General features: G+C 43.5%; 23 protein-coding genes. 6 read left to right on the forward strand and 17 right to left on the reverse strand.

Annotation, left to right across the window (positions count from 1 at the left end; genetic code table 11):
• Positions 1-55 precede the first annotated feature (55 nt).
• The 3 genes from GTW09_RS00555 to GTW09_RS00565 are packed head-to-tail and all read left to right on the forward strand — an operon-like array spanning position 56 to position 2,203.
• The gene (locus GTW09_RS00555; RefSeq protein WP_071981167.1) at positions 56-787 is read left to right on the forward strand and encodes a stress protein; all 732 of its coding nucleotides are present in this window, start codon (positions 56-58) and stop codon (positions 785-787) included.
• On the forward strand, positions 780-1,571 hold the full coding sequence (locus tag GTW09_RS00560) for a glucosaminidase domain-containing protein (protein ID WP_163109182.1): 792 nt from the start codon (positions 780-782) through the stop codon (positions 1,569-1,571). The genes GTW09_RS00555 and GTW09_RS00560 overlap by 8 nt, the downstream gene beginning before the upstream one ends.
• Positions 1,568-2,203, forward strand: a complete 636-nt coding sequence (locus GTW09_RS00565; RefSeq protein WP_100971848.1) for a DUF2987 domain-containing protein — start codon at positions 1,568-1,570, stop codon at positions 2,201-2,203. Before GTW09_RS00560 ends, GTW09_RS00565 begins: the two co-directional genes overlap by 4 nt.
• Here GTW09_RS00565 and GTW09_RS00570 read toward each other — a convergent pair.
• From GTW09_RS00570 to ccoN, 12 genes are all read right to left on the reverse strand, one after another.
• Positions 2,195-3,196, reverse strand: coding sequence for a patatin-like phospholipase family protein (locus GTW09_RS00570; RefSeq protein ID WP_163109184.1), 1,002 nt, complete (start codon positions 3,194-3,196; stop codon positions 2,195-2,197). The two genes, GTW09_RS00565 and GTW09_RS00570, sit on opposite strands and share 9 nt — an antisense overlap.
• Positions 3,196-4,149, reverse strand: coding sequence for a tRNA 2-thiocytidine(32) synthetase TtcA (gene ttcA, locus GTW09_RS00575; protein WP_163109186.1), 954 nt, complete (start codon positions 4,147-4,149; stop codon positions 3,196-3,198). Before ttcA ends, GTW09_RS00570 begins: the two co-directional genes overlap by 1 nt.
• 117 nt (positions 4,150-4,266) lie before the next feature.
• Positions 4,267-5,190: a universal stress protein UspE gene (uspE, locus tag GTW09_RS00580; protein WP_163109188.1), complete on the reverse strand. Its 924-nt coding sequence runs from the start codon at positions 5,188-5,190 to the stop codon at positions 4,267-4,269.
• 101 nt (positions 5,191-5,291) lie between these two features.
• The gene (gene fnr / locus GTW09_RS00585) at positions 5,292-6,032 is read right to left on the reverse strand and encodes a fumarate/nitrate reduction transcriptional regulator Fnr (RefSeq protein ID WP_163109191.1); all 741 of its coding nucleotides are present in this window, start codon (positions 6,030-6,032) and stop codon (positions 5,292-5,294) included.
• 47 nt (positions 6,033-6,079) lie between these two features.
• Positions 6,080-6,739 (reverse strand): sulfite exporter TauE/SafE family protein, encoded by a 660-nt coding sequence (locus GTW09_RS00590; protein WP_163109193.1) that lies wholly within the window; start codon positions 6,737-6,739, stop codon positions 6,080-6,082.
• Positions 6,726-6,941, reverse strand: coding sequence for a cbb3-type cytochrome oxidase assembly protein CcoS (gene ccoS / locus GTW09_RS00595; RefSeq protein WP_071978976.1), 216 nt, complete (start codon positions 6,939-6,941; stop codon positions 6,726-6,728). The genes GTW09_RS00590 and ccoS overlap by 14 nt, the downstream gene beginning before the upstream one ends.
• 1 nt (position 6,942) lies before the next feature.
• Positions 6,943-9,321, reverse strand: coding sequence for a heavy metal translocating P-type ATPase (locus tag GTW09_RS00600; RefSeq protein ID WP_163109195.1), 2,379 nt, complete (start codon positions 9,319-9,321; stop codon positions 6,943-6,945).
• Positions 9,321-9,800, reverse strand: coding sequence for a FixH family protein (locus GTW09_RS00605; protein ID WP_071978974.1), 480 nt, complete (start codon positions 9,798-9,800; stop codon positions 9,321-9,323). The genes GTW09_RS00600 and GTW09_RS00605 overlap by 1 nt, the downstream gene beginning before the upstream one ends.
• Positions 9,801-10,085: 285 nt before the next feature.
• A complete protein-coding gene (ccoP, locus tag GTW09_RS00610; RefSeq protein ID WP_163109197.1) occupies positions 10,086-11,039 on the reverse strand; it encodes a cytochrome-c oxidase, cbb3-type subunit III in 954 nt (317 codons plus the stop codon).
• Between the two features lie 16 nt (positions 11,040-11,055).
• Positions 11,056-11,217, reverse strand: coding sequence for a cbb3-type cytochrome oxidase subunit 3 (locus tag GTW09_RS00615; RefSeq protein WP_163109199.1), 162 nt, complete (start codon positions 11,215-11,217; stop codon positions 11,056-11,058).
• Between the two features lies 1 nt (position 11,218).
• Complete coding sequence (ccoO, locus tag GTW09_RS00620) at positions 11,219-11,824, reverse strand: cytochrome-c oxidase, cbb3-type subunit II (RefSeq protein WP_071978971.1); 606 nt, start codon at positions 11,822-11,824, stop codon at positions 11,219-11,221.
• A gap of 15 nt (positions 11,825-11,839) precedes the next feature.
• Positions 11,840-13,273, reverse strand: a complete 1,434-nt coding sequence (ccoN, locus tag GTW09_RS00625; protein WP_163109201.1) for a cytochrome-c oxidase, cbb3-type subunit I — start codon at positions 13,271-13,273, stop codon at positions 11,840-11,842.
• Positions 13,274-13,591: 318 nt separating this feature from the next.
• On the opposite strand from ccoN, the gene GTW09_RS00630 reads away from it, so the two are divergent.
• Positions 13,592-13,975, forward strand: coding sequence for a hypothetical protein (locus tag GTW09_RS00630; protein ID WP_239059231.1), 384 nt, complete (start codon positions 13,592-13,594; stop codon positions 13,973-13,975).
• A 16-nt stretch (positions 13,976-13,991) separates the two neighbouring features.
• Here the strand turns inward: GTW09_RS00630 and bfr (GTW09_RS00635) are convergent, their stop codons facing one another.
• From bfr (GTW09_RS00635) to GTW09_RS00645, 3 genes are all read right to left on the reverse strand, one after another.
• Positions 13,992-14,459 carry a bacterioferritin gene (bfr, locus tag GTW09_RS00635; protein WP_100971868.1) on the reverse strand — a complete coding sequence of 156 codons (468 nt, stop codon included), beginning with the start codon at positions 14,457-14,459 and terminating at the stop codon, positions 13,992-13,994.
• Entirely contained in the window at positions 14,459-14,935 is a 477-nt protein-coding gene (bfr, locus tag GTW09_RS00640) for a bacterioferritin (protein WP_071978966.1), read from the reverse strand. Before bfr (GTW09_RS00640) ends, bfr (GTW09_RS00635) begins: the two co-directional genes overlap by 1 nt.
• 122 nt (positions 14,936-15,057) lie before the next feature.
• Entirely contained in the window at positions 15,058-16,641 is a 1,584-nt protein-coding gene (locus GTW09_RS00645; protein WP_163109205.1) for a cation:proton antiporter family protein, read from the reverse strand.
• A gap of 324 nt (positions 16,642-16,965) precedes the next feature.
• On the opposite strand from GTW09_RS00645, the gene GTW09_RS00650 reads away from it, so the two are divergent.
• A complete protein-coding gene (locus GTW09_RS00650) occupies positions 16,966-18,594 on the forward strand; it encodes an FMN-binding glutamate synthase family protein (RefSeq protein WP_163109207.1) in 1,629 nt (542 codons plus the stop codon).
• A gap of 71 nt (positions 18,595-18,665) precedes the next feature.
• Here GTW09_RS00650 and GTW09_RS00655 read toward each other — a convergent pair whose 3' ends face one another.
• Positions 18,666-19,154, reverse strand: a complete 489-nt coding sequence (locus GTW09_RS00655; protein WP_163109209.1) for a c-type cytochrome — start codon at positions 19,152-19,154, stop codon at positions 18,666-18,668.
• A gap of 139 nt (positions 19,155-19,293) precedes the next feature.
• On the opposite strand from GTW09_RS00655, the gene GTW09_RS00660 reads away from it, so the two are divergent.
• Positions 19,294-19,716 carry a universal stress protein gene (locus GTW09_RS00660; RefSeq protein WP_163109211.1) on the forward strand — a complete coding sequence of 141 codons (423 nt, stop codon included), beginning with the start codon at positions 19,294-19,296 and terminating at the stop codon, positions 19,714-19,716.
• 76 nt (positions 19,717-19,792) lie between these two features.
• Here the strand turns inward: GTW09_RS00660 and GTW09_RS00665 are convergent, their stop codons facing one another.
• Positions 19,793-20,143, reverse strand: coding sequence for a hypothetical protein (locus GTW09_RS00665; protein ID WP_163109213.1), 351 nt, complete (start codon positions 20,141-20,143; stop codon positions 19,793-19,795).
• Positions 20,144-20,262: the final 119 nt, after the last annotated feature.

Consider the following 20,262-nt stretch of genomic DNA (forward strand, 5'->3'; position numbering starts at 1 on the left):
TGTGCGCGAATTGTTATACTCTGCGCGGTTCTCACGTATGTACTATAGGAATGATGTGAAAGACGTAAATTCTGATCGCTTAAACACGACATTAGCAAAGCAGTATAATTTTGATGTGAAAGCACTGCTGAAAAAAGCTTCTGAGTTAACGAAAGCCAACTTTTCTCCTTTGCTTCAAAGCAGTATTGTTATGTTTCTCACTTTTGTTGTGATGGGTGTCATTGCTCAGCGTTTTATAACCGTTAATGGCGACGGCAGCTATGTGATAGAACATCAATCAATTATTGAAATTGTAGCAATTTGTTTGGTTTCACCGCTGATAACTGGCTTATATATGGCCGGTGTTAAGCACGCGAGGGGCGAAAGTACTACCGTATTTTCGGTGTTCGCTTATTTTCCTCTTTTATTCCTTGTAGCGCTAACACAGTTGATAAACAGTATTTTGGTACAGCTAGGTGTAGTGTTGCTTATTCTTCCTGGCGTTTACTTTTACTTAGCTTCGTCGTTTTCTCTCATGCTGGTTGCAGACAGAAAACTAACGCCAATTAGTGCCATTATTCTCTCTTGTCGCGTATTCAACGCATACTGGAAACAGATGCTGGGGATTTTTGGTGTCTTTTTTCTTCTCTTTGCCACAGTGCCACTTACTTTCGGCCTGTCGCTAATTTGGGTCTTGCCATTTTATTTCAGTACTATGGGCCTTATTTATGAGGAGCTGGTAGGCGAGCAGGGGGCAAACGTAATAACATCAGGAAGCGACGTTAAAGAGTCGAATTTTAATGCATAAACGCGAAACCTTTAAGATTGTCCTCATAACACTGGGTGTTTTGGCGGTCATAGTGATCAACGCGATAATTTTCAAAGAGGGTACGCCAGATATTCTGGACGTGCCGCAAACCGTTAAAGCTAATAAGCCGGTACCAGACTTTTCTAAATACACCCAAATAGTAGAAAAGAAGGCTGCGTTTTTCGACTATCTCAGGCCAGAGGTAGAAAAACAAAATGCATATCTGCTTACGCTGCGTCATTATGTTCAAACTTTATATCGCAAGGCGCTGGCAGATGAGTCGTTTAGCGAAGAAGATATTTCTCGACTGGCATGGCTAGAAAAAGAATATAGAGTTGATGCAGAGCTGCCCCTTAAAACAAGGCTGCTTAATTTACTACAGAAAATTGATGTCTTGCCTGTGGAACTGGTACTTGTTCAAGCTGCAAATGAATCAGCTTGGGGAACTAGCAGGTTCGCCCGCAAGGGGTATAACTTTTTTGGGTTATGGTGCTTCACAAAAGGCTGTGGTTTTGTGCCTAACAGACGAAATGATGACGCATCTCACGAAGTGGCTAAGTTCGAAAATTTATCTCAGGCGACTTATACCTATATGCGTAATTTGAATAGGCATGATGCTTATAAAGATTTGCGCGAAATCCGCAGTCGCTTGCGCGCAAATCAAATTGCCATTAGTGGCGTAGCGCTTGCAGAGGGCCTGATGAAATACTCTGAGAGAGGAGCGGCATACGTGGAAGAATTACAAAATATGATCAAGTACAACGAGGAGTTTTTAAGCGAATGATACGGGTAGCTTTGGTGTTGCTTTTAGGGCTTATGACGGTTGATTCAAAGGCGGAAACCATTGACGTCGAATATAGCCGGTTTTATAGCCATGTTAAAAAATTAGATAACGAAGACACCCAAGCTTTGCAGTTTGCGTTTGGTTTTCTTCGCGTTGGCGAAGGGCGCTTATGTGGCGTAAGTAGTGCTGAAATTGTCACAGATAAAAAAACGATGTCATTAGATGTCAGCGACGAGGGGCGATTTACCGTACCTACTGAAAGAGCACTTAAACTTGCCGACGCGCTTGTGCGAATTTCCCTTGATGAAGCCGCTAACGTGTGCGACATGTCCGTTCAATTGGAAACCAAACCTGAATATCTCAAAACCCGCTACACCCAAGAGGAACTAGAGTTTATTTATTCGCAATATGAAGCGTTTTTCAACGAAATGGGAAGTTTTCTATCTTTTATGATGCCAACGGTAAAAGGGCTGATGATTCAATTTAAGGATGAGAATCTAGACCACACTACACCTCAAGGTGTCACCATTAATAATGGCGTTTTGCACCTTGAACAAGAGTGGATCAGTGAGGCGAGGGGGTTGTCATTACCTCAAGCCCCTCTTCGTATTACTGCTATGGCCTCAAGTTAATAGCTGGTAGCGAATTTGTTCTGCGAGTCGGGTGATGGTTTCTTCACCCTTCTGGCAAAGCTCTTCCGCGCGGTGAAACTCCATAATACCCACATCGGTGAGCTGAGGCTCTATAAGAATATCAGGTGGGTCTCCGGCGAGACGGGAGCGCGTTACTCGAGCCTGCAGTATCTCCAATGAGCTGCTCATTACGCTCATTATACCCGGCGGGTTTTTCTTATTCACCTTTGCTGGTACTTCGGTAAATTCTTCTTCTACTTTTTCAATAACCTCAGAGCCCAGTGAATCGCTATTTTCTTGTGAATGACCATCGTTCTGTGACTCATCTTCCGATTTACTATCAGGGGTAAACCACTGCTTGAGAACGTTCTGGCTTTTGGTGAAAAAGTCTTCGGTTTTTTGCTGGTTATCTTCGTGATCCTTGCGAAGTTTTTCTAAGCGAAGAGGTCTAAAGTCGGCGTTGAGGTTTACTGCGATTACAAAATCTGCTCCCAACTGTCGACATAAATTCACAGGCACCGGGTTAACGACAGCCCCATCAACAAGCCAGCGGTCTTCGTAAGCAACCGGAGAGAAAAGTGCAGGGATAGCACAAGAGGCCTGAATAGAATTACCAACCGGGCCAGAGTCGAATACCACCTCACGCCCAGTATATAAATCGGTGGCGACAGAAGCGAAAGGCTTGTTCATTGCCTCATAGCTGTCTACACAAAATTCACTGGCCAGTTTGTCGAAGACTTTTTGGCCGCTTGCAAGGCCGCCTCGACGCAAACCCACGCCCATTAGTGCAAGTACCTGCCAATCGCTGAGCGAGCAGGCCCATTCTTTTAAGCCTTCTAGTTTGCCGCTAGAGTAGGCTGCTCCAACATATGCACCAATAGAACAGCCCGCCACAATGTCAATCTTAACGCCCAGCTTTTCAAGAGCTTGTATAATTCCAATATGGGTCCAGCCTCTTGCTGCACCAGCTCCTAATGCAATTCCAATTTTCATTAACGTGGTTCCATAATGTTTACTATGTCGATAACTTCAGAAGAGTCTGGCATTTGAGCGTTATCAGGCGCATTAAATGTTGGCTGGTCGAAACCAATATCACCGTCTTTTACGGGCCCTTCCTGAGTAGTAATAGACTTAAAGTCATATAAGTTACTGTCAACTAAGTGCGAGGGAGCAACATTTTGAAGTGCACTGAACATAGACTCAATGCGGCCAGGAAAGCGTGCGTTCCAATCTTGCAACATACCCTTTATATGCTGTCGCTGCAGATTTTCTTGCGAACCACATAAGTTACAGGGAATAATGGGAAAATCGGAGGCTTCGGAATACGCCTTAATATCGTTTTCTGTGCAGTAGGCTAGAGGACGTATAACAATGTGTTCGCCATTGTCACTCACTAGTTTTGGCGGCATTGATTTTAACTTCCCACCATGGAACATGTTGAGAAAGAAAGTTTCCAGCATGTCATCGCGGTGATGGCCAAGGGCTATTTTTGTTGCACCAAGTTCTTTTGCCGTGCGATATAGAATACCTCTGCGCAATCTTGAGCAAAGCGAACACGTGGTTTTACCCTCTGGAATTTTATCTTTAACAATGGAATAGGTGTCTTCTTCCACTATTTTGTAATCTACATTTACGCTGTCCAAGTAATTAGGCAAGATATGTTCAGGAAAGCCAGGCTGCTTTTGGTCTAAATTTACCGCGATAATGTCAAAGTGGATAGGCGCAACACGCTTTAAGAACATAAGTATATCGAGCATGGTATAGCTGTCCTTGCCACCGGACAAACACACCATTACCTTGTCGTTCTCTTCAATCATGCCAAAGTCGGCTATCGCTTTACCCACATTACGGCGAAGACGCTTTTGTAGCTTATTGAAACTGTGCTTTTGCTTACTTTCCTGCGCAGCAGAAGACGACGTATTAGCGCCGTTAGTGCCTAAACTCATAATTAACTAACTTGGTTCGTGTAAAAGCCGCCATTATACAATAAAGCGGCTTTTGTTAACTACGGTTGTGTCCGGAATTTCTTCAACCGATTGGGAGAAACAAATATCTCAGCGCTGCTAGACCGTATAAGGCGATACAAACCCGTTAGGTTTAATCGCTAATACATCACAGTTAAGAGCATCAATAACGTGCTCTGCGGTGTTGCCTATTAGCGCGGCAGAGATACCAACCCGTCCTACCGTGCCTATGATCACCAGTTCGGCATCTATGTCCTTGGCAACTTGAGGGATAACGCGTTCAGGTAAACCTTCTTTTACGATACATTTGTCAGGAGCAACCCCATGTTTCGCCGCGTGTTTGTCCATTTCATCATGATGATGATTTTTAACTGCGCTGTGATATTTGTCAGAATCGAACTCTGGCACCTCAATGGCAATATTCAACGGTGTGGAAGGGTAACTATTCACTAAGTTAACGTGGCCTTTTAACAGCCTTGCATACTCGTTTGCGATCACGGTTATTTTGTCGTTGAGTGCAGCATGTTCCTCATCTTCACTGCCTACATTCACTGCAGCTATTATTTCGCCATCTTCCGGCCAGTCGTGCTCTTTTACAAGGAGAACAGGGCGAGGACACTTTCTCATTAGATGCCAGTCGGTTGGCGTAAACAACACTGAGGCGATGTCGTCGTGGTCTTTCGTTGCTTTAACCACTAAGTCTATTTGGTTATTGAGTGCGTAGTAAATGATGGCTTCGTGGGCTCTGTTATTCCACTCAACAACAATATCAATGTTGGAAAAGCCTTGTTCCTTTAATTGTTCCCCAAGCCACTTCGATTGATCCTTTGTCACTGCGTCTCGCATGGTATCCCGCTCGTCGGGACTAAGCATGGTCGTCATATCATAAGAGAGGTCATAAACTACCATCATGGCAGTCACGGTGGCGCCGGTTTTAGAGGCAAGTTCAAGAGCTCGACTTAATGCGGGCTGATTATCTCGCTCTGAATCAACAATTGCCAAAATGTGATTACACTCAATCATAATGTCTCCTTCTTATGAAGCAATACATTAAGTGTAATAGACAATAGCGAAAGTGTGGGTTGTTTTAGATCAATATTTTAACAGTTGCAACGGTTAAGCTGTTAACCGTTGCAAACAATACTGGGGCCTTTTAGCGCAGTTACCTTGCCATCAATAGCATCGAAGTCGAGAATAGTAATCAGTTTACCATCTACTTTTATCAGCTTTTCTTTTTGAAAACGGCTTAACAAACGACTAATGGTTTCAATGGTAAGACCCAGGTAATTACCAATTTCATTACGGGTCATTGTAAGATGAAACTCTCGGTGTGAAAAACCACGCTCTTCAAAACGCTGAGAAAGGTGAGAGATGAAATAGAGCAGGCGCTCTTCGGCTGTTCGTTTATTGAGCATCATGATCATGTCGTGATCTTGTTTTATCTCAGCACTCATAAAGCTCATAATCTGATGGCGTAATTTAGGAAACTGAACTGCCATCTCATCTAGTGTTTCGTAGGGTAATTCGCAAACCATGGCGGTTTCTAACGCCTGAGTATAACTTTGATGCCTACTTTCGCGCAGTGCATCGAAACCGACGATGTCACCAGGAAAATGGAAGCCAGTAATTTGCTCTTCGCCGTCTGAATTGGTAACAAATGATTTAAACGAGCCTGTTCTTACTGCAAACAATGAAGTAAAGGTATCGCCATTGTTTATTAGCGTGTCGCCTTTATGCAGAGGCTTTTTACGCTCAATGATATCGTCTAACGATTCGATTTCTGTCTTATTCAAAGCCACTGGCAAACATAAATGACTAAAGCTGCAGTTTTGACAGTGGATAGAGAATCCGCTTCCTTTGCTCATAATTTCTATTCTCTTAGGATGAACATGGGTATATGTTACAACACCATTTAAGATAATGCGCTATAAATAAGATAAGCTGCATACAAGGCCATGGCTGATGCAATACCTTGACGCACAATAATGTGTCTAAAGCCTCTCACAATATACTGGCTGCCAGCGCCCACAGCAAGTAATGTTGGCAATGTGCCCAAACCAAAAAAGAACATAATTCCAGCTCCTTGTATCGCAGAGCCTGCAGCAAGAGACCAAGTTAAAGTGGAATATACAAGCCCACAGGGTAACCACCCCCAAAGAAAGCCATAAGGTATTGCGCTTAAGGGCGTTTTAAAAGGGAGAAAGCGTTTTGAAATGGGCTGAACATATTTAAATAGATGCTTTCCTGCACTTTCAAGCGCTGTTAATCCAGTCCACCACTTCCCTAAATAGCAAGCAAGTAGGAAAAGCATCACACCGCTTAGCAAAGAAAGGACGTAATTCGCTAATGGTACAAAATCGGTGGCTATTTTACCAAGAGCGCCGGTAATCGCACCAGCAAGTGTATAGCTAACAATACGGCCACTGTTGTAAGCAAGGGTGAAAAGAAGTGCAGGCTTATCTTTCGGAGTTACCATGCGCAAGGCAGATACTATGCCCCCGCACATACCAACGCAGTGAACCCCGCCAGCTAGTCCAATAAGGAATGCAGAAAGATAGCTAATCTGATCCATTTTTTTCGTTTTCTTGCTGAATTCTCTTGCGCTGTTCTGCGAGTTTCTTTTCCTCAGGTGAGAGGTCGTCGTCGAACAAAATACTGTAGCCCTGTCGATCTAGGTCTTCAAACTGATTCGATTTTACCGCCCAAAAAAAGATTACGACGGCAAGGGCGACAATAATAATAGCGATAGGAATAAGTACATAAATAATGCTCATGCTATTTGCTCAATAATCGGGTTGAATTGGTAACGACAATAATACTGCTTAATGACATGCCAACAACGGCCATCCACGGCGACAAAAGCCCTGAAACCGCAAACGGTAGAATGATCAGGTTATACAGCACAGACCATCCGATATTTTGACGAATTTTCGTTTTTGCCTTGTGGGCAGTTTCAATTAACAGTGGGACGGAAAGAAGCTGGTCGCCAAGTAGAATAACATCTGCGGCAGTTTTAGCTACATCCGTTGCATTGCCTACCGCAATAGCTACATCGGCGCTGGCAAGAACCGGAGCGTCATTAATACCATCTCCCATCATCATCACTTTCTTATTGCGTGACTGAAGCAGCCGTACCTCTTCAAATTTCTGCTCAGGAGTAAGTCCACCCATTGCCATCGAAACGGGTAGGGAAGCGGTAAGTTCGTTTACGTTTTGTTGTGTATCGCCACTTAACACGACCAAGTCATGATGAACGGCAAGTGCATCTAATGTTGTTTTGGCGTCTTTCCGCAGACTATCGCTTACTTGAAACGCCGCTACTAATTTGCCGTCTGTGGCTAAATATACATTGGCTGATATCGGCAACGACTCGGGACTTATCTCACAAAATGCCGCCGAACCCATTGTAAAATTAGCGCCGTTTATTTCGCCACTAATTCCGCCGCCCGGAGTGACTGAAAATTGGCTTACTCTATGTAATACATTGCCAGAGAAGGCATTGGCAATAGGGTGCTCAGAACGAGATTCTAGAGCAACCGCAATTTCCCACGCTTTGGTGCTGTCGACCGTGTCTGCGTACCAGTCTTGCTTGATGTTAAACTTTCCTTGCGTGAGAGTACCGGTTTTATCAAGAGCAACGGTATTTATCGTAGTAATTTGCTCTAGGGCATCAGCCCTTTTTAACAGAATGCCTTGTTTGTTGAGTTTTGCCATTGCGCAGGTTAATGCAGAAGGCGTAGCAAGGCCTAGAGCACAAGGACAAGTGGCAACTAATACAGAAATGGTGATCCAAAAAGCGTCAGCATTGCCGTTATAGGTCCAGTAGCTATAGGTTAATAATGCGATTAACAAGACTGCACTGACAAAGTATCTCGAAAACTCATCGGCCAGTTGCGCAGCTTTTGGTTTACTTGCCATGGCGCTGGCCTGAAGGCGCATTATTTGATTTACCAAGGCATTTTTGAGTGTATGTGTAACCGTTACCGTTAGCGTCCCGTCACGGCAAATTGTGCCGCCGTAAACGGTACTTTTGGCATGTTTTACGACAGGATCAAATTCTCCTGTTAGCATAGATTCGTCGACAGAGGCACTACCTTCTTCAACTAGCCCATCAACAGGAATGGTAGCGCCCGGTTTTATTACCACCACATCATTGGGTTTAAGCTGCTTTGCCAAGCATTCACTCATGCTTCCGTCGGGCAGCAATTTAGTTGCTGATACTGGAATATATTGCATCATATTTGCAGATATCTGTGCGGCACGATGGCGACTTCTGTGCTCTAAAAATCGACTTAGAAGCAACAGAAATATAAACATACAGATAGACTCAAAATACACTTCTCCTTGTTCGAGCAGTGTAGAGCGAATGCCCGCAATGTAGGTGCCGAAGATGGCAATTGTGACTGGCACGTCCATATTCACGGTTCTGGCGCTTAAGGCTTTTGCTGCACCCACATAAAAAGTACTCCCCGAATACAGCACCACGGGTGTGGTTAGCGTTAAGGCTACCCAGTAAAAATATTGACGAGTTTCTAATTCAATAGCGCCAAACCAGTCGAAGTAAAGGCCTGTCATTAGCATCATTACCTGCATGGTCATGATGCCGGCTAAACCAAGCTTTTTAATAAATACCTTTTCTTCACGTTTGTAACTGGCTTCATGCTCGTCGGGGTGGAAGGGAGAACCGGAGTATCCAATTCGCTTCAAGGTGGAGAGAATTTGGCTTAACTTAATTTTTGATTCTGACCAAGTGACTAATGCTCTACGCTCTTGAACATTAACAGCCACCTGCTGTATGCCGTTCACTTTAGCGAGTTGCTTTTCAATCAACCAACCACACGCAGCACAAGTAATACCCTCGAGAGTTAATTGAATTTGCTTGTGCTGCCCCTCGTCGTAAACAAACTCGTCTTGAAGGGTTGGGTCGTCGTACACTTTTAGTCTATCGAGAGTGTCGAGAATGCTATCATCCGATTTTTGCGCGGGCTCTGTTCTAAACTGGTAATAATCTTCTAGGCCGTTGTTAACAATGGCTTCAGCAACGGCTTGACAACCAGGGCAACACATTTGCCTGGTTGCACCCAGTACAACAGTTTCATAACATTTGTCGTCATCATTGGGTAAACCGCAGTGATAACAGTTGGTCTCTTTCATTAAGGATTAAACTTTATAACGTCGGTATTAGGAAGTATCAGTGTGTTCTCAATTTTCCAGCTTTCATCTACAGGTGTTAGGGATACCTTCCATTTTCCATCCAAGTTCTCTTCTATGTAACCGCGATAAATACCGTTGGCGTCGCGGCTGAGTAGGGTACTTACGTCTTTTTCTTCTAGCGTGACGTGGTAGAAATTAAGTTTTAAGGCATTGCCCTCTGCTGGAATACCAGAATGGAATTCCAGCGCAATACTGCCATCGTTGATAGTGAGATCTGACGTCATATTAAGTCTGCGAGCAACATCTTCCTTATCCAGACGAGCATTAATAGCTTTACCTTCTTTGTAATAGTCATCAACCACTAAACTGTCTTCGGTTGAAATCGCAAGGTTTAAAAGTACGCCGCCCATAACCGCTGTTATCACAGGTACAGCGATAAGAAACCAGGGCCAAAATTGTTTATACCAAGGTGTATTCATTAATAGATAATCTCGATGTTATTTGCTAACTGCATACGCATAGACACTCTTTTGTTTTACTTTTTTCTGCTTCGCTATTTTTAGGGCGTCAGTTGTACTCAACTACTGCCGCGCTATAAAAACACAAAAATATCTATGGGTATGACGTTAATCTAGCTGTGAACGTAAATTCCTTTTCCATCAAATCCTTAAGCATCAATTCCTTTACCATTCACGTTGTTGTATTTTCTCATAAAAAAAGCCCCGCAGTAACGGGGCTTTTTGCGATATTTAGCGATTCATACATTAATCATTTGAAAGGCTGTAAACATAGGCTGCAACAACATGAATTTTGTCTTCACCTAGAGTTTTCTTAAACGCTGGCATTACGCCATTACGACCATAAGTAAGCGTTTCTGTCACTGCTCTGTGACTGCCGCCGTATAGCCAGATATTGTCTGTAAGGTTAGGAGCGCCAAGCATTTGATTACCCTTACCATCCATACCGTGGCATGCAGCACATGCAGCAAAGCGTGCTTTACCTGCTTTCGCAAGCTGTGGATCTACATCACGCCCGCTCAGACTTAGTACGTAGTTAACCACTTCGTCTATGCCGTCTTCGCCCATAGCATCTAGCCATGCTGGCATTGCAGCGCGTCGACCGTTTATCAGCGTCTCAACAATTTTGTCACCTGAACCGCCATACAACCAATCGTCGTCGGTAAGGTTAGGGAAGCCGCCGTTTTGACCGCGAGCATCAGAACCGTGGCACTGAGAGCAATTCTGTAGGAACAAACGCTGACCTACTTTGTTTGCCTCTGGATCATTCGCCAGCTCTTCAACCGGAATTTGCGCATAAGCTTCGAAAATTGGGTCAAATTTATCGGCCGCATAGTCTAACTCGCGGTCGTATTGAACCAATCTGCCTTGCTCTTTTGCGTCAATTCGCGCTTGCATAGACTCTTCTAAAGACTGAATATTTTGGTGAGAGCTCTTCCAACCTAATAAACCTTCGTAAGCACCTAAACCGGGGTAAAGTGCCAGATATAAAAAGCCCCAAACGATGGTAATGTAGAACATAATTGTCCACCAGCGAGGAAGCTGATTATTCAACTCCTCGATACCATCAAATTCGTGACCCATTGACTCTCCTTCTGGTACACCTGTCTGGTTAGAAAGGCACCAGCGCAGAAGGAAGTAGCAACCAATGATTAACCCTATGGTTATCACTGAAATCCAAATTGTCCAAAACATACTCATGAGTTCAAGACTCCTGCTAATCTTCTTTTGATTTTTCTTTTTCTTCGTCTGCAAACGGTAGGTTTGCGGCTTCATCAAACTTTTGTTTGTTGCGGCTACTAAATGCCCACCAAACGATGCCAATGAAGCAAACAAAGACGATGATAGTAAAAATGCTGCCTATAATTCCTTGGTCCATATTATTTCAAATGTGTGCCAAGAGATTGTAGATAAGCAATAAGGGCCTGCATTTCTGATTTACCCTGTACTGCCGCTTTTGCTCCTGCGATATCTTCATCGGTGTAAGGAACACCAAAGCCGCGGAACACTTCCATTTTCTCTGCAGTCAACTCGCCGTTAAGCGTGTTTTCCGCTAGCCAAGGAAAACCTGGCATATTCGATTCTGGAACAACATTGCGAGGATTAAGCAGGTGAACACGATGCCACTCGTCACTGTAACGACCACCAACGCGAGCAAGGTCAGGACCAGTACGTTTTGAACCCCAAAGGAAAGGGTGTTCCCATACTGATTCACCAGCAACACTGTAGTGACCGTAACGCTCTGTTTCTGCGCGGAAAGGGCGAACCATTTGACTGTGACAACCTACACAGCCTTCACGGATGTAAATGTCGCGGCCTTCTAGCTCAAGCGCTGTATATGGACGTAAGCCCTTTACCGGTTCCATTGTTTGCTGCTGAAACATCAACGGCGTAATTTGAACCATGGCACCAAAGCTGATTGCAACCAGGATCAATACGGTTAAAAGGCCAACGTTTTTTTCAATTAACTCATGTGGATTTTTCATTATTCGTCTCCTCAGTTACGCCGGCTGTGTCGCTGGGTCTATAGCGATACTGCCTTTAGGGGCACGAACAGTCTTCCATGTGTTGTAAGCCATAACTAGCATGCCCGCAACAACGAAACAACCACCAATGAAACGAACCACGTAGAACGGCTTAGACGCCTCTAGCGATTCAACAAAGCTGTATGTCAGCGTACCGTCAGCGTTTACTGCGCGCCACATTAAACCTTGAAGTACACCCGACATCCACATTGCTACGATGTAAAGCACAACACCGATCGTTGCAAACCAGAAGTGAACATTAACAAGACGCGTGCTGTACATTGCTGGCTGGTTAAATAGCACTGGAATTAAGTGGTAAATAGAGCCGATTGACACCATAGCAACCCAACCTAACGCACCAGAGTGAACGTGTCCGATAGTCCAGTCAGTGTAGTGTGATAGTGCATTTACTGTTTTTATTGCCATCATAGGGCCTTCGAAGGTAGACATACCATAGAAAGACAGTGAAACAATAAGGAAACGCAGTACAGGGTCGGTACGTAGTTTATGCCATGCGCCAGATAGCGTCATTATACCGTTAATCATTCCGCCCCAAGAAGGCACGAATAGAATGATAGACATCACCATACCAAGTGACTGCGTCCAATCTGGAAGAGCAGTGTAGTGCAAGTGGTGAGGGCCAGCCCAAATATAAAGAGAAATCAGTGCCCAAAAGTGAACGATTGACAATCTGTACGAGTAAACCGGACGGCCAGCTTGCTTAGGGACGAAGTAGTACATCATGCCTAAGAAACCTGCGGTCAAGAAGAAACCAACCGCGTTGTGGCCATACCACCACTGCATCATAGCGTCTACAGCACCTGCATATAGGGAGTAAGACTTGGTGAACGATACTGGAATCGCCATGCTGTTACCAATGTGCAGAACTGCAACAGTAAGCATGAACGCACCTAGGAACCAGTTGGCTACGTAAATATGGGATACTTTTCGAATAACCAGCGTACCAAAGAAATTAATGATATAGGCAATCCAGACAAGGGCAATCAGGATATCGATTGGCCATTCTAGTTCCGCGTATTCTTTAGAGCTGCTTAACCCCATAGGTAGGGTAATAACAGCCAAAACGATAACGGCTTGCCAGCCCCAGAAGGTAAATGCAGCGAGCTTGTCACTGAACAACCTAACTTGGCAGGTACGTTGAACGATGTAGTACGACGTCGCAAATAATGCGCAGCCGCCAAAGGCAAAGATAACAGCGTTAGTGTGCAAAGGACGCAAACGCGAAAAAGTTAGCCATGGTGTGTCAAAGTTGAGCATAGGTGCAAACAATTGCGCGGCAATGAATACCCCCAGTCCCATACCAATGATACCCCAGACTATAGTCATGATGGTAAATTGCCTAACTACTTTATAATTGTAATCAGGTTGTGCTTGGCTTGTCTCACTCATTTTAATGAATCTTCCACTTCAAATGAACTATGGTCTCCAACTGCCAAAATAGTGCGGTTGAAACGCGTATCATCAAATAATAACGCTTCACTCCGAGCTCGGAAAGAGTAATAATTATTGTCTCCAAGCCAGTTGGTCCGCGGATAATAAGGTTTTTGATAACAAAAAGATACCATAAACTGGCTTCCCTTGATCTCTATCAATAAAGAAATACACAAAATTTAAGAAATGATAAAAAACAGTAACAACAAACGATCAAAATTTTTACAAAAGCAAGCTCCATTGCTTGCGATTTTGGTTGTTGCTGTGTGTGTGTACATGGCACACAGTTATCAATCTTCCTCTCACCACTCTATCGCCAGTGGCTTAAAAAGCACGTGTACTTTTAGTAATAATATTTGCGAGTTGAGTATAGACGATGAGCTCGCTGTCGCTCGCTTTTCTGAAACGCCAATCCCCGAAGAATCGATAACCTTGTCTGTGCGTCTACCTGAAGGTAAAGCAATAGAAAGTGCGTGGATTGAAGGGGTAAACATGTATATGGGAAAAATCCCGGTATTGTTTGACGAATCTGACGGCGGGGAGTGGCAAGGTTGGTTTATGCTTGGCAGCTGTAGCGAGCCGGTAATGACTTGGCAACTAAGAATAAACATAAAAAAACAGGCAGCACCAAGCTACCTGTATTTTACCACCGAGAGCTAACTCAGCTCTTTGTCTGTTACATCATGGCTTGAAGATAGTTCTGTAATCCAATACGTTTAATCAGGCCTAACTGCTGCTCTAGCCAGTGGGCGTGGTCCATTTCAGTATCATCAAGCAACACAATGAGCATATCTCGGGTAACGTAGTCGTTTTCTTGCTCACAAAGTGCAATGACTTCACGCAGTTTCGCATCAACCTCGTATTCAACACGAAGGTCGCTTTCTAACATCTCTGGAACATCGGTACCCACTTTAAAGCCGGTACGCTTCGTCATATCCGGAGTGCCTTCCAAAAACAGCATACGTTCAATAAGCTTGGTGGCATGGCCGCGCTCATCGTCAAATTCGTGATCGATGCGCTCATACAACTTGTTGAAGCCCCAATCGAGATACATTTGCGAATGAATGAAGTATTGGTCCATTGCAGCAAGCTCGTACGACAAAAGCTCATTAAGACCGTTGATGATGTTTTGATTGCCTTTCATTAGTCGTCTCCCATTACTTGCGCTTGAAGATAGTTTTCAATACCCATGGTATCAATTTGATATTCTTGAGTTTCGATCCAATCAAGATGCTCTTCTTCATACTCTAAGATATCTTCTAAAAGATCTCGTGAGACATAATCTTGCTTTTCTTCGCAGAGGGCTATGGCTTCTCGTAAAAGTGGTAGTTGCTCTTTTTCAAAACGAGCATCGCATTTCAACATTTCTTCGGTATCTTCACCGATATAAAGCTTGCCAAGCGCCTGAAGGTTAGGTAACCCCTCGAGAAATAAAATACGCTCAATGATGTCATCTGCCTGCTTCATGTCCTTGATCGACTTTTTGTAGTTCTTTTCATTAAGAACGTTAAAGCCCCAATTTTTAAACATCCGAGCATGCAGAAAGTATTGATTTATAGAGGTAAGTTCACTTGTAAGCACCTCATTCAATTTCGCTATAACTTGTCTATCACCTTGCATTGCGAATACCTTCTTAAGTAATTATGGCGAGAGTGTAGTTGATTGACTGAAGTTTGTCAAAATTTCTATAAAAAACAATGTTTTACTAATGAAAACAGTTCTCAATCAATCCTTTGTTCGCATTAGTAATGAGCTTCTCTGTCTTCTCGTACATAAGTAAGACTTTCATCAGCAAACCCTAGACCTGCCTCGGTGAAGAAGTTGAAGACTTTATCAATGCCGTTTTCTAACAGATAAGATACTTCATCTTCGTATCTGGCAATAGCGGCGACTCGACCCCGATAGCCAGCATTTTTAAGCTGTTTGGTAATGTTTATAGCATCTTGGATTGAAGGTAGTGCGAGCAATACTAGTTCCGTATTGGTTAAATCAAGGTTTTCCCAAAGATCGACATCTTCACCGTCGCCGCAAATCACGTTCAGACCGTCATCTGTCATACTTTTTATCTTCACTCTATCAGCGTCCATACCCCACACATTCACGTCGGAAAGCTTAGATAAAGCACTAAATGCTCCTTTTCCAACTCTTCCCATCCCGATAACTAAAAACTCAGCACCATTAAGGGTCGGGTATATGTCTTCCTTGAGACGTTCATTTTTCTCAAATCGTTTTATTTGCTCTTTAAAGCGATTGTATTGAGAATGAGAGCCGCGATATAAAATACTGGTAATAACAAAAGATATCGATACTGCTAGCGCAATAACCACAAGCCAGGTCTCTGCGAATAACCCCATAGATACGGCAACAGCGCCTACAATCAGACCAAACTCACTGTAGTTGCCTAACACTAAACTGCTTAAATATGCAGTGCGTCCGCGTAAGCGCAATGAGGTGAATAAACCAAAGAAAAGTAGCGCTTTTAATGGAAGGAATAAGCAAAGCAGTAACGCCAAACCAACCATAGAAAGAGTAGGCAGAGCGGTGAGCCCTATAGAAAGGAAGAAACCAATTAAAAATAAATCTTTAAAACTCAGTAAGGATTTTGCGAGCTCGGTGGCTTTCTCATGGCGCGCTAGCATGATGCCGAATATTAAGGCACCTAAATCGCCTTTAATGTTTACCATTTCAAATAGTTGATATCCACCTAGTGCCAAAATAAACCCGGTAAGCGGAAGCAACTCACCGTGACCAGACTTATTGATCACTCTATTAATAAGCGGCATAGCAGGGAACAACGCAAGCAAGCCAAACGCATAAAGCGATGGCAACTTGCCCGTAGACGCCACGAGAAAGACAACTGCAAAAACATCTTGCATAACGAGTATCCCGATCGCCAAGCGACCGTGGCGTGTTTTGCTCTCGCCACTTTCTTCCAGTACTTTAACCACACACACAGTACTACTGAAGCTTAACGCAAAGGCTATAAGCATAGCACTTTGCAAAGTGATGGCATTTTGTGTAGTCGCTACCAGGGCGGCCACCCCGTATATGACGCAGGTTATAACACCAATCCAAACGAGAGTGTGTGTAATACTTCCCATCCACACCTCTCGACGACTTAAATCTTTAAGATTGAGTTTAAGCCCAATGGTGAAAAGCATGATGGTAATGCCCAAATCAGCAATGTGTGACAGGTCTTCTGTGAGAGAATATCCAGCAAAGTTAAGTAAAAAGCCTGCGATTAGATACCCCACCAGAGGCGGTATACCTACGAGCTTTACTGTCAATCCACATACGAAAGCAAAGAGAAGAAACGCATACTCCATGGATAAAATAACCCTATTTGTTGACAAGAAATGTCTTGGCCACTGGTCGAAATAATGACTCTAGCTGTGGCAGCCCTCAATGCTATAAACATTACCACGTTACATTCGATTTTCGCACAGCATTTGTTAAATTTAGGTTATGCGTAACTTAAAAGGGTTTGACTTGAGTCAAAAATGTATGAAAAACAGATAACTTACCACTGTGTAAGACTGATCCCGTGGATGTACGCATCCATAGATATAAACTTGAGGGACAAACACTACAACGCTTGATATGTGAGTTATAGTACCTAAGCAGCGTTAGAATTTAGCAAAGGAAGAGAAATGCGAAGTACGATATTAGCTACGTTATCCATGGTGGTTGTTATAAACGTTGCGATAGGTTTTGTTCTGCCGTGGGTTTGGTGGGGACTTGTTTTAACGTGCCTACTCCTACTGGTCGCTTTATACGATGCCAACCAAGCAAAACACGCGATATTGCGCAACTTCCCATTAATCGGCCGGGTGAGATGGGGCGTGGAGGGGCTGCGCCCCTACATTCAACAGTACATTATAGAAACAGACACGGGCGGTTCTCCTATCTCTCGAATGTTTAGAAATATCGTTTATCAGCGCGCAAAAGACAGTAGAGAGACGGTGCCTTTCGGAACACAGCTGGACACTTATGAAAACGGATACGAGTGGATGGGACACTCTTTGGCGGCTCGCGAAGTGGATGATGTAGAGCAGAACCCTCGCATTCTGGTTGGCGGCCCACACTGCAAAAAACCTTACAATGCCAGCGTGCTAAACATTAGCGCCATGAGTTTTGGAAGCCTATCAAAAAACGCCATTTTAGCACTCAACAAAGGGGCCGCAAAAGGCGGTTTTTACCACAATACGGGAGAGGGCGGTTTAACACCATATCACTTAGAGAATAATGGTGATGTGGTGTGGCAAATCGGAACCGGATACTTTGGTTGCAGAACTGAAGAAGGTGGCTTTGACGCTGCTCTATTTGAAGAGAAAGCTAAATTAGACAGTGTGAAAATGATAGAAATTAAGCTAAGCCAAGGCGCTAAGCCAGGTCATGGCGGAATTCTTCCAGCGTACAAAAACACGCCTGAAATTGCAGAGATACGAGGCGTAAAAGCAGGTACACAAGTAGATTCTCCACCTCGACACAAGGCCTTTTCCACTCCTTTAGAAATGATAGATTTTATCGAAAAGTTACGAGAGTTAAGCGGTGGCAAGCCTATTGGTATCAAGTTAGCGTTGGGCCGAAAAAGTGAGTTCATTGCCATGTGTAAGGCAATGGTTGAAAAGAAAATAGCCCCCGACTTTATCACCGTCGATGGGGGCGAGGGTGGAACAGGTGCAGCTCCCTTGGAATATACTAATTCTATTGGGTTTCCGTTGCGCGACGCGCTTGCTTTCGTCGACGACTGTTTAAATGGCTTCGGACTTCGACAAGATATAAAAATAATTGCGTCTGGTAAAATTATTACCGCATTTCAATTAGCGAAAAACCTTAGCTTAGGCGCTGACTTAGTAAACAGTGCTCGGGGGATGATGTTGGCGCTGGGCTGTGTTCAATCACTATCGTGTAACACCAATAAGTGCCCAACTGGCGTTGCGACTCAAGACCCTAGACTTGCGCGAGGGTTAGATGTGGAAGACAAATACCAACGAGTTTTCCGCTTTCATCAAAAAACTGTGCATGCCTTAATCGACCTTCTATCGTCTACGGGTCATGTAAATACCAATGAGCTAAACAGAACCCACATATTTAAGCGTATAGACCAGTGCAATATAGCTCGCTACGACGAAATGTTTCCGCTTGTGAAGAAAGGGTGTTTCTTAAATGATGACATTCCCGAACGCTTCAAACTTCATTTTGAAGAGGCAAATGCAGATAGCTTTATGCCATCGAGCTTGTTAGCAGAAATTGATAAAGAGACGAAGGCAGTGTGATTTACACTGCCTTATTGAATTACAATTTAGCGACACTTTCAGAAGTATAAACGTGTTAGCAAGAAAGCAGTTCACTCGTCGTTACTTGTATTAACTTCTTTTTCTGGTATGCGCAATTGATACAATCTGTAGTCTGTAGTGCGATATGGCATTACTTTATACTTGGGCTGCAGATAGGCGACTAAGTCTATCAGTTCGCTTACTGTAAGTTCATCATTGATGACTCGCATAAACGAAACCCCGTCCTCACTAGTAAAGCTAGCCGGTCGTCGAGGCGTTAATTTATGTGACGGATTTATAATACTTGTCACTAACTCGCCATAGGTTTTAATTCGACCACTGCTACCGCCAAGAGGAATGGGGTGGCTAATAAGATAATTTTTATCCTCTTCTGCTGTTTCACCCGCTACAGTATGACAATCGTTGCAACCATACTTTTTAAATATCAATGCACCATTATCGGCATCACCTTCTGGTAAGCTAAACCCTCTTGGTGATTTGGCCCCTTGATCACACCCTACTATTAAAAGGCATGCAGCTAGAATTAGTGTAAAACGCATTGCGTTCTCCTTAAGTTTCACTATTGCTTCACTATTAGTATTGACCAGGATGAACTTAATAAACTTGATTTGCCTCAATACTATTGATGAAAGCATAGACTATGGTTGAAGAAGCTTACTAATAAGGAAGGACATTAAAATGCAAACTTACGACACAATCTTAGTACCTATCGATGTTTATTCAGATTATGAACTTGTAGTTGAAAAGGCACTGGCTATTGCCAATGACAGTAAGCAACTCCATCTTCTTTATGTGGCATACCCACAAACTCATGTTGAACCTTATGGTTTCTTTTTAGAGAAGGACTTTTCTGAAGATGTAAGAGCGCAAGCGTTGGAAGCACTTAATGAAGTTGCGACAAAATATAAAATTCCGCAAACTAATGTGAATGTGGAAATTGGTTCTCCTTCAGATGAAATTCATCACTTAGCAGAAAAACTAAACGCAGACCTTATCGTGGTAGGTACGCATGGTCAAAGCGGGCTTAAATTACTGCTAGGCTCTACCGCTAACGCGGTTTTGCATGGCGTAAAAACTGACGTACTTGCAGTTAAAGTTTAGGGAAAACTTTTTGCAAAGCGAGGGCAGGAGAGATAACTAGCCTGACTGTTAATGTCAGGCCCTACTCGCGCCGACCCTACATAGCTTTAATCGACAGGTCGCAGCTATCATTTACCAGTGTTCTAAGGGTACTTTCTAAGTTTTTTAAATGCGAATAATGAAGTGCAGTTTCACCACCGTTTTGAGTACTCTTAATTGTAAACACGACATCTTCATCTCGTGACGTCACAGATAGACGAACAGTGTCTTCACTCTCAACAATAGGTACGTGAAGATAAAGTGGCTCGTTATGAGAGTCTAAATATTCAACCGCTTCGGAATCGCTTTTGAAAGGGGATTGCTTTTCGGGTTGTAACTTCCACTGTGACGATGGAACGATAATTTCGGCTAGTAACTTTCCATGCTTTGAATTAATACTATTACTCATTCTGTCTCCTTAAAATACATCGTTAATCAATTAACCGTAGTGAGCCGAGGCTCTTAACGCCGGCTCTTAACTTAGGTTCTCTACATAAACTCTCTATATAGGTTTCTTACGTAGAAAAC

This window comes from Alteromonas hispanica (assembly GCF_010500915.1).
Lineage (GTDB): Bacteria > Pseudomonadota > Gammaproteobacteria > Enterobacterales > Alteromonadaceae > Alteromonas > Alteromonas hispanica.

Bases quoted from the DNA above. Each gene is read 5' to 3' on its own strand.
- GTW09_RS00570 (WP_163109184.1), bottom strand. From the start codon at position 3,196: ATGAAAATTGGAATTGCATTAGGAGCTGGTGCAGCAAGAGGCTGGACC.
- GTW09_RS00565 (WP_100971848.1), top strand. From the start codon at position 1,568: ATGATACGGGTAGCTTTGGTGTTGCTTTTAGGGCTTATGACGGTTGAT.
- GTW09_RS00605 (WP_071978974.1), bottom strand. From the start codon at position 9,800: ATGAATACACCTTGGTATAAACAATTTTGGCCCTGGTTTCTTATCGCT.
- bfr (WP_071978966.1), bottom strand. From the start codon at position 14,935: ATGCAAGGTGATAGACAAGTTATAGCGAAATTGAATGAGGTGCTTACA.
- GTW09_RS00650 (WP_163109207.1), top strand. From the start codon at position 16,966: ATGCGAAGTACGATATTAGCTACGTTATCCATGGTGGTTGTTATAAAC.
- bfr (WP_100971868.1), bottom strand. From the start codon at position 14,459: ATGAAAGGCAATCAAAACATCATCAACGGTCTTAATGAGCTTTTGTCG.
- GTW09_RS00590 (WP_163109193.1), bottom strand. From the start codon at position 6,739: ATGGATCAGATTAGCTATCTTTCTGCATTCCTTATTGGACTAGCTGGC.
- ccoS (WP_071978976.1), bottom strand. From the start codon at position 6,941: ATGAGCATTATTTATGTACTTATTCCTATCGCTATTATTATTGTCGCC.
- GTW09_RS00600 (WP_163109195.1), bottom strand. From the start codon at position 9,321: ATGAAAGAGACCAACTGTTATCACTGCGGTTTACCCAATGATGACGAC.
- GTW09_RS00660 (WP_163109211.1), top strand. From the start codon at position 19,294: ATGCAAACTTACGACACAATCTTAGTACCTATCGATGTTTATTCAGAT.
- ccoN (WP_163109201.1), bottom strand. From the start codon at position 13,273: ATGAGTGAGACAAGCCAAGCACAACCTGATTACAATTATAAAGTAGTT.
- GTW09_RS00665 (WP_163109213.1), bottom strand. From the start codon at position 20,143: ATGAGTAATAGTATTAATTCAAAGCATGGAAAGTTACTAGCCGAAATT.
- GTW09_RS00560 (WP_163109182.1), top strand. From the start codon at position 780: ATGCATAAACGCGAAACCTTTAAGATTGTCCTCATAACACTGGGTGTT.
- ccoP (WP_163109197.1), bottom strand. From the start codon at position 11,039: ATGAGTATGTTTTGGACAATTTGGATTTCAGTGATAACCATAGGGTTA.
- GTW09_RS00630 (WP_239059231.1), top strand. From the start codon at position 13,592: ATGGCACACAGTTATCAATCTTCCTCTCACCACTCTATCGCCAGTGGC.
- GTW09_RS00655 (WP_163109209.1), bottom strand. From the start codon at position 19,154: ATGCGTTTTACACTAATTCTAGCTGCATGCCTTTTAATAGTAGGGTGT.
- GTW09_RS00615 (WP_163109199.1), bottom strand. From the start codon at position 11,217: ATGGACCAAGGAATTATAGGCAGCATTTTTACTATCATCGTCTTTGTT.
- GTW09_RS00645 (WP_163109205.1), bottom strand. From the start codon at position 16,641: ATGGAGTATGCGTTTCTTCTCTTTGCTTTCGTATGTGGATTGACAGTA.
- ccoO (WP_071978971.1), bottom strand. From the start codon at position 11,824: ATGAAAAATCCACATGAGTTAATTGAAAAAAACGTTGGCCTTTTAACC.
- uspE (WP_163109188.1), bottom strand. From the start codon at position 5,190: ATGATTGAGTGTAATCACATTTTGGCAATTGTTGATTCAGAGCGAGAT.
- fnr (WP_163109191.1), bottom strand. From the start codon at position 6,032: ATGAGCAAAGGAAGCGGATTCTCTATCCACTGTCAAAACTGCAGCTTT.
- ttcA (WP_163109186.1), bottom strand. From the start codon at position 4,149: ATGAGTTTAGGCACTAACGGCGCTAATACGTCGTCTTCTGCTGCGCAG.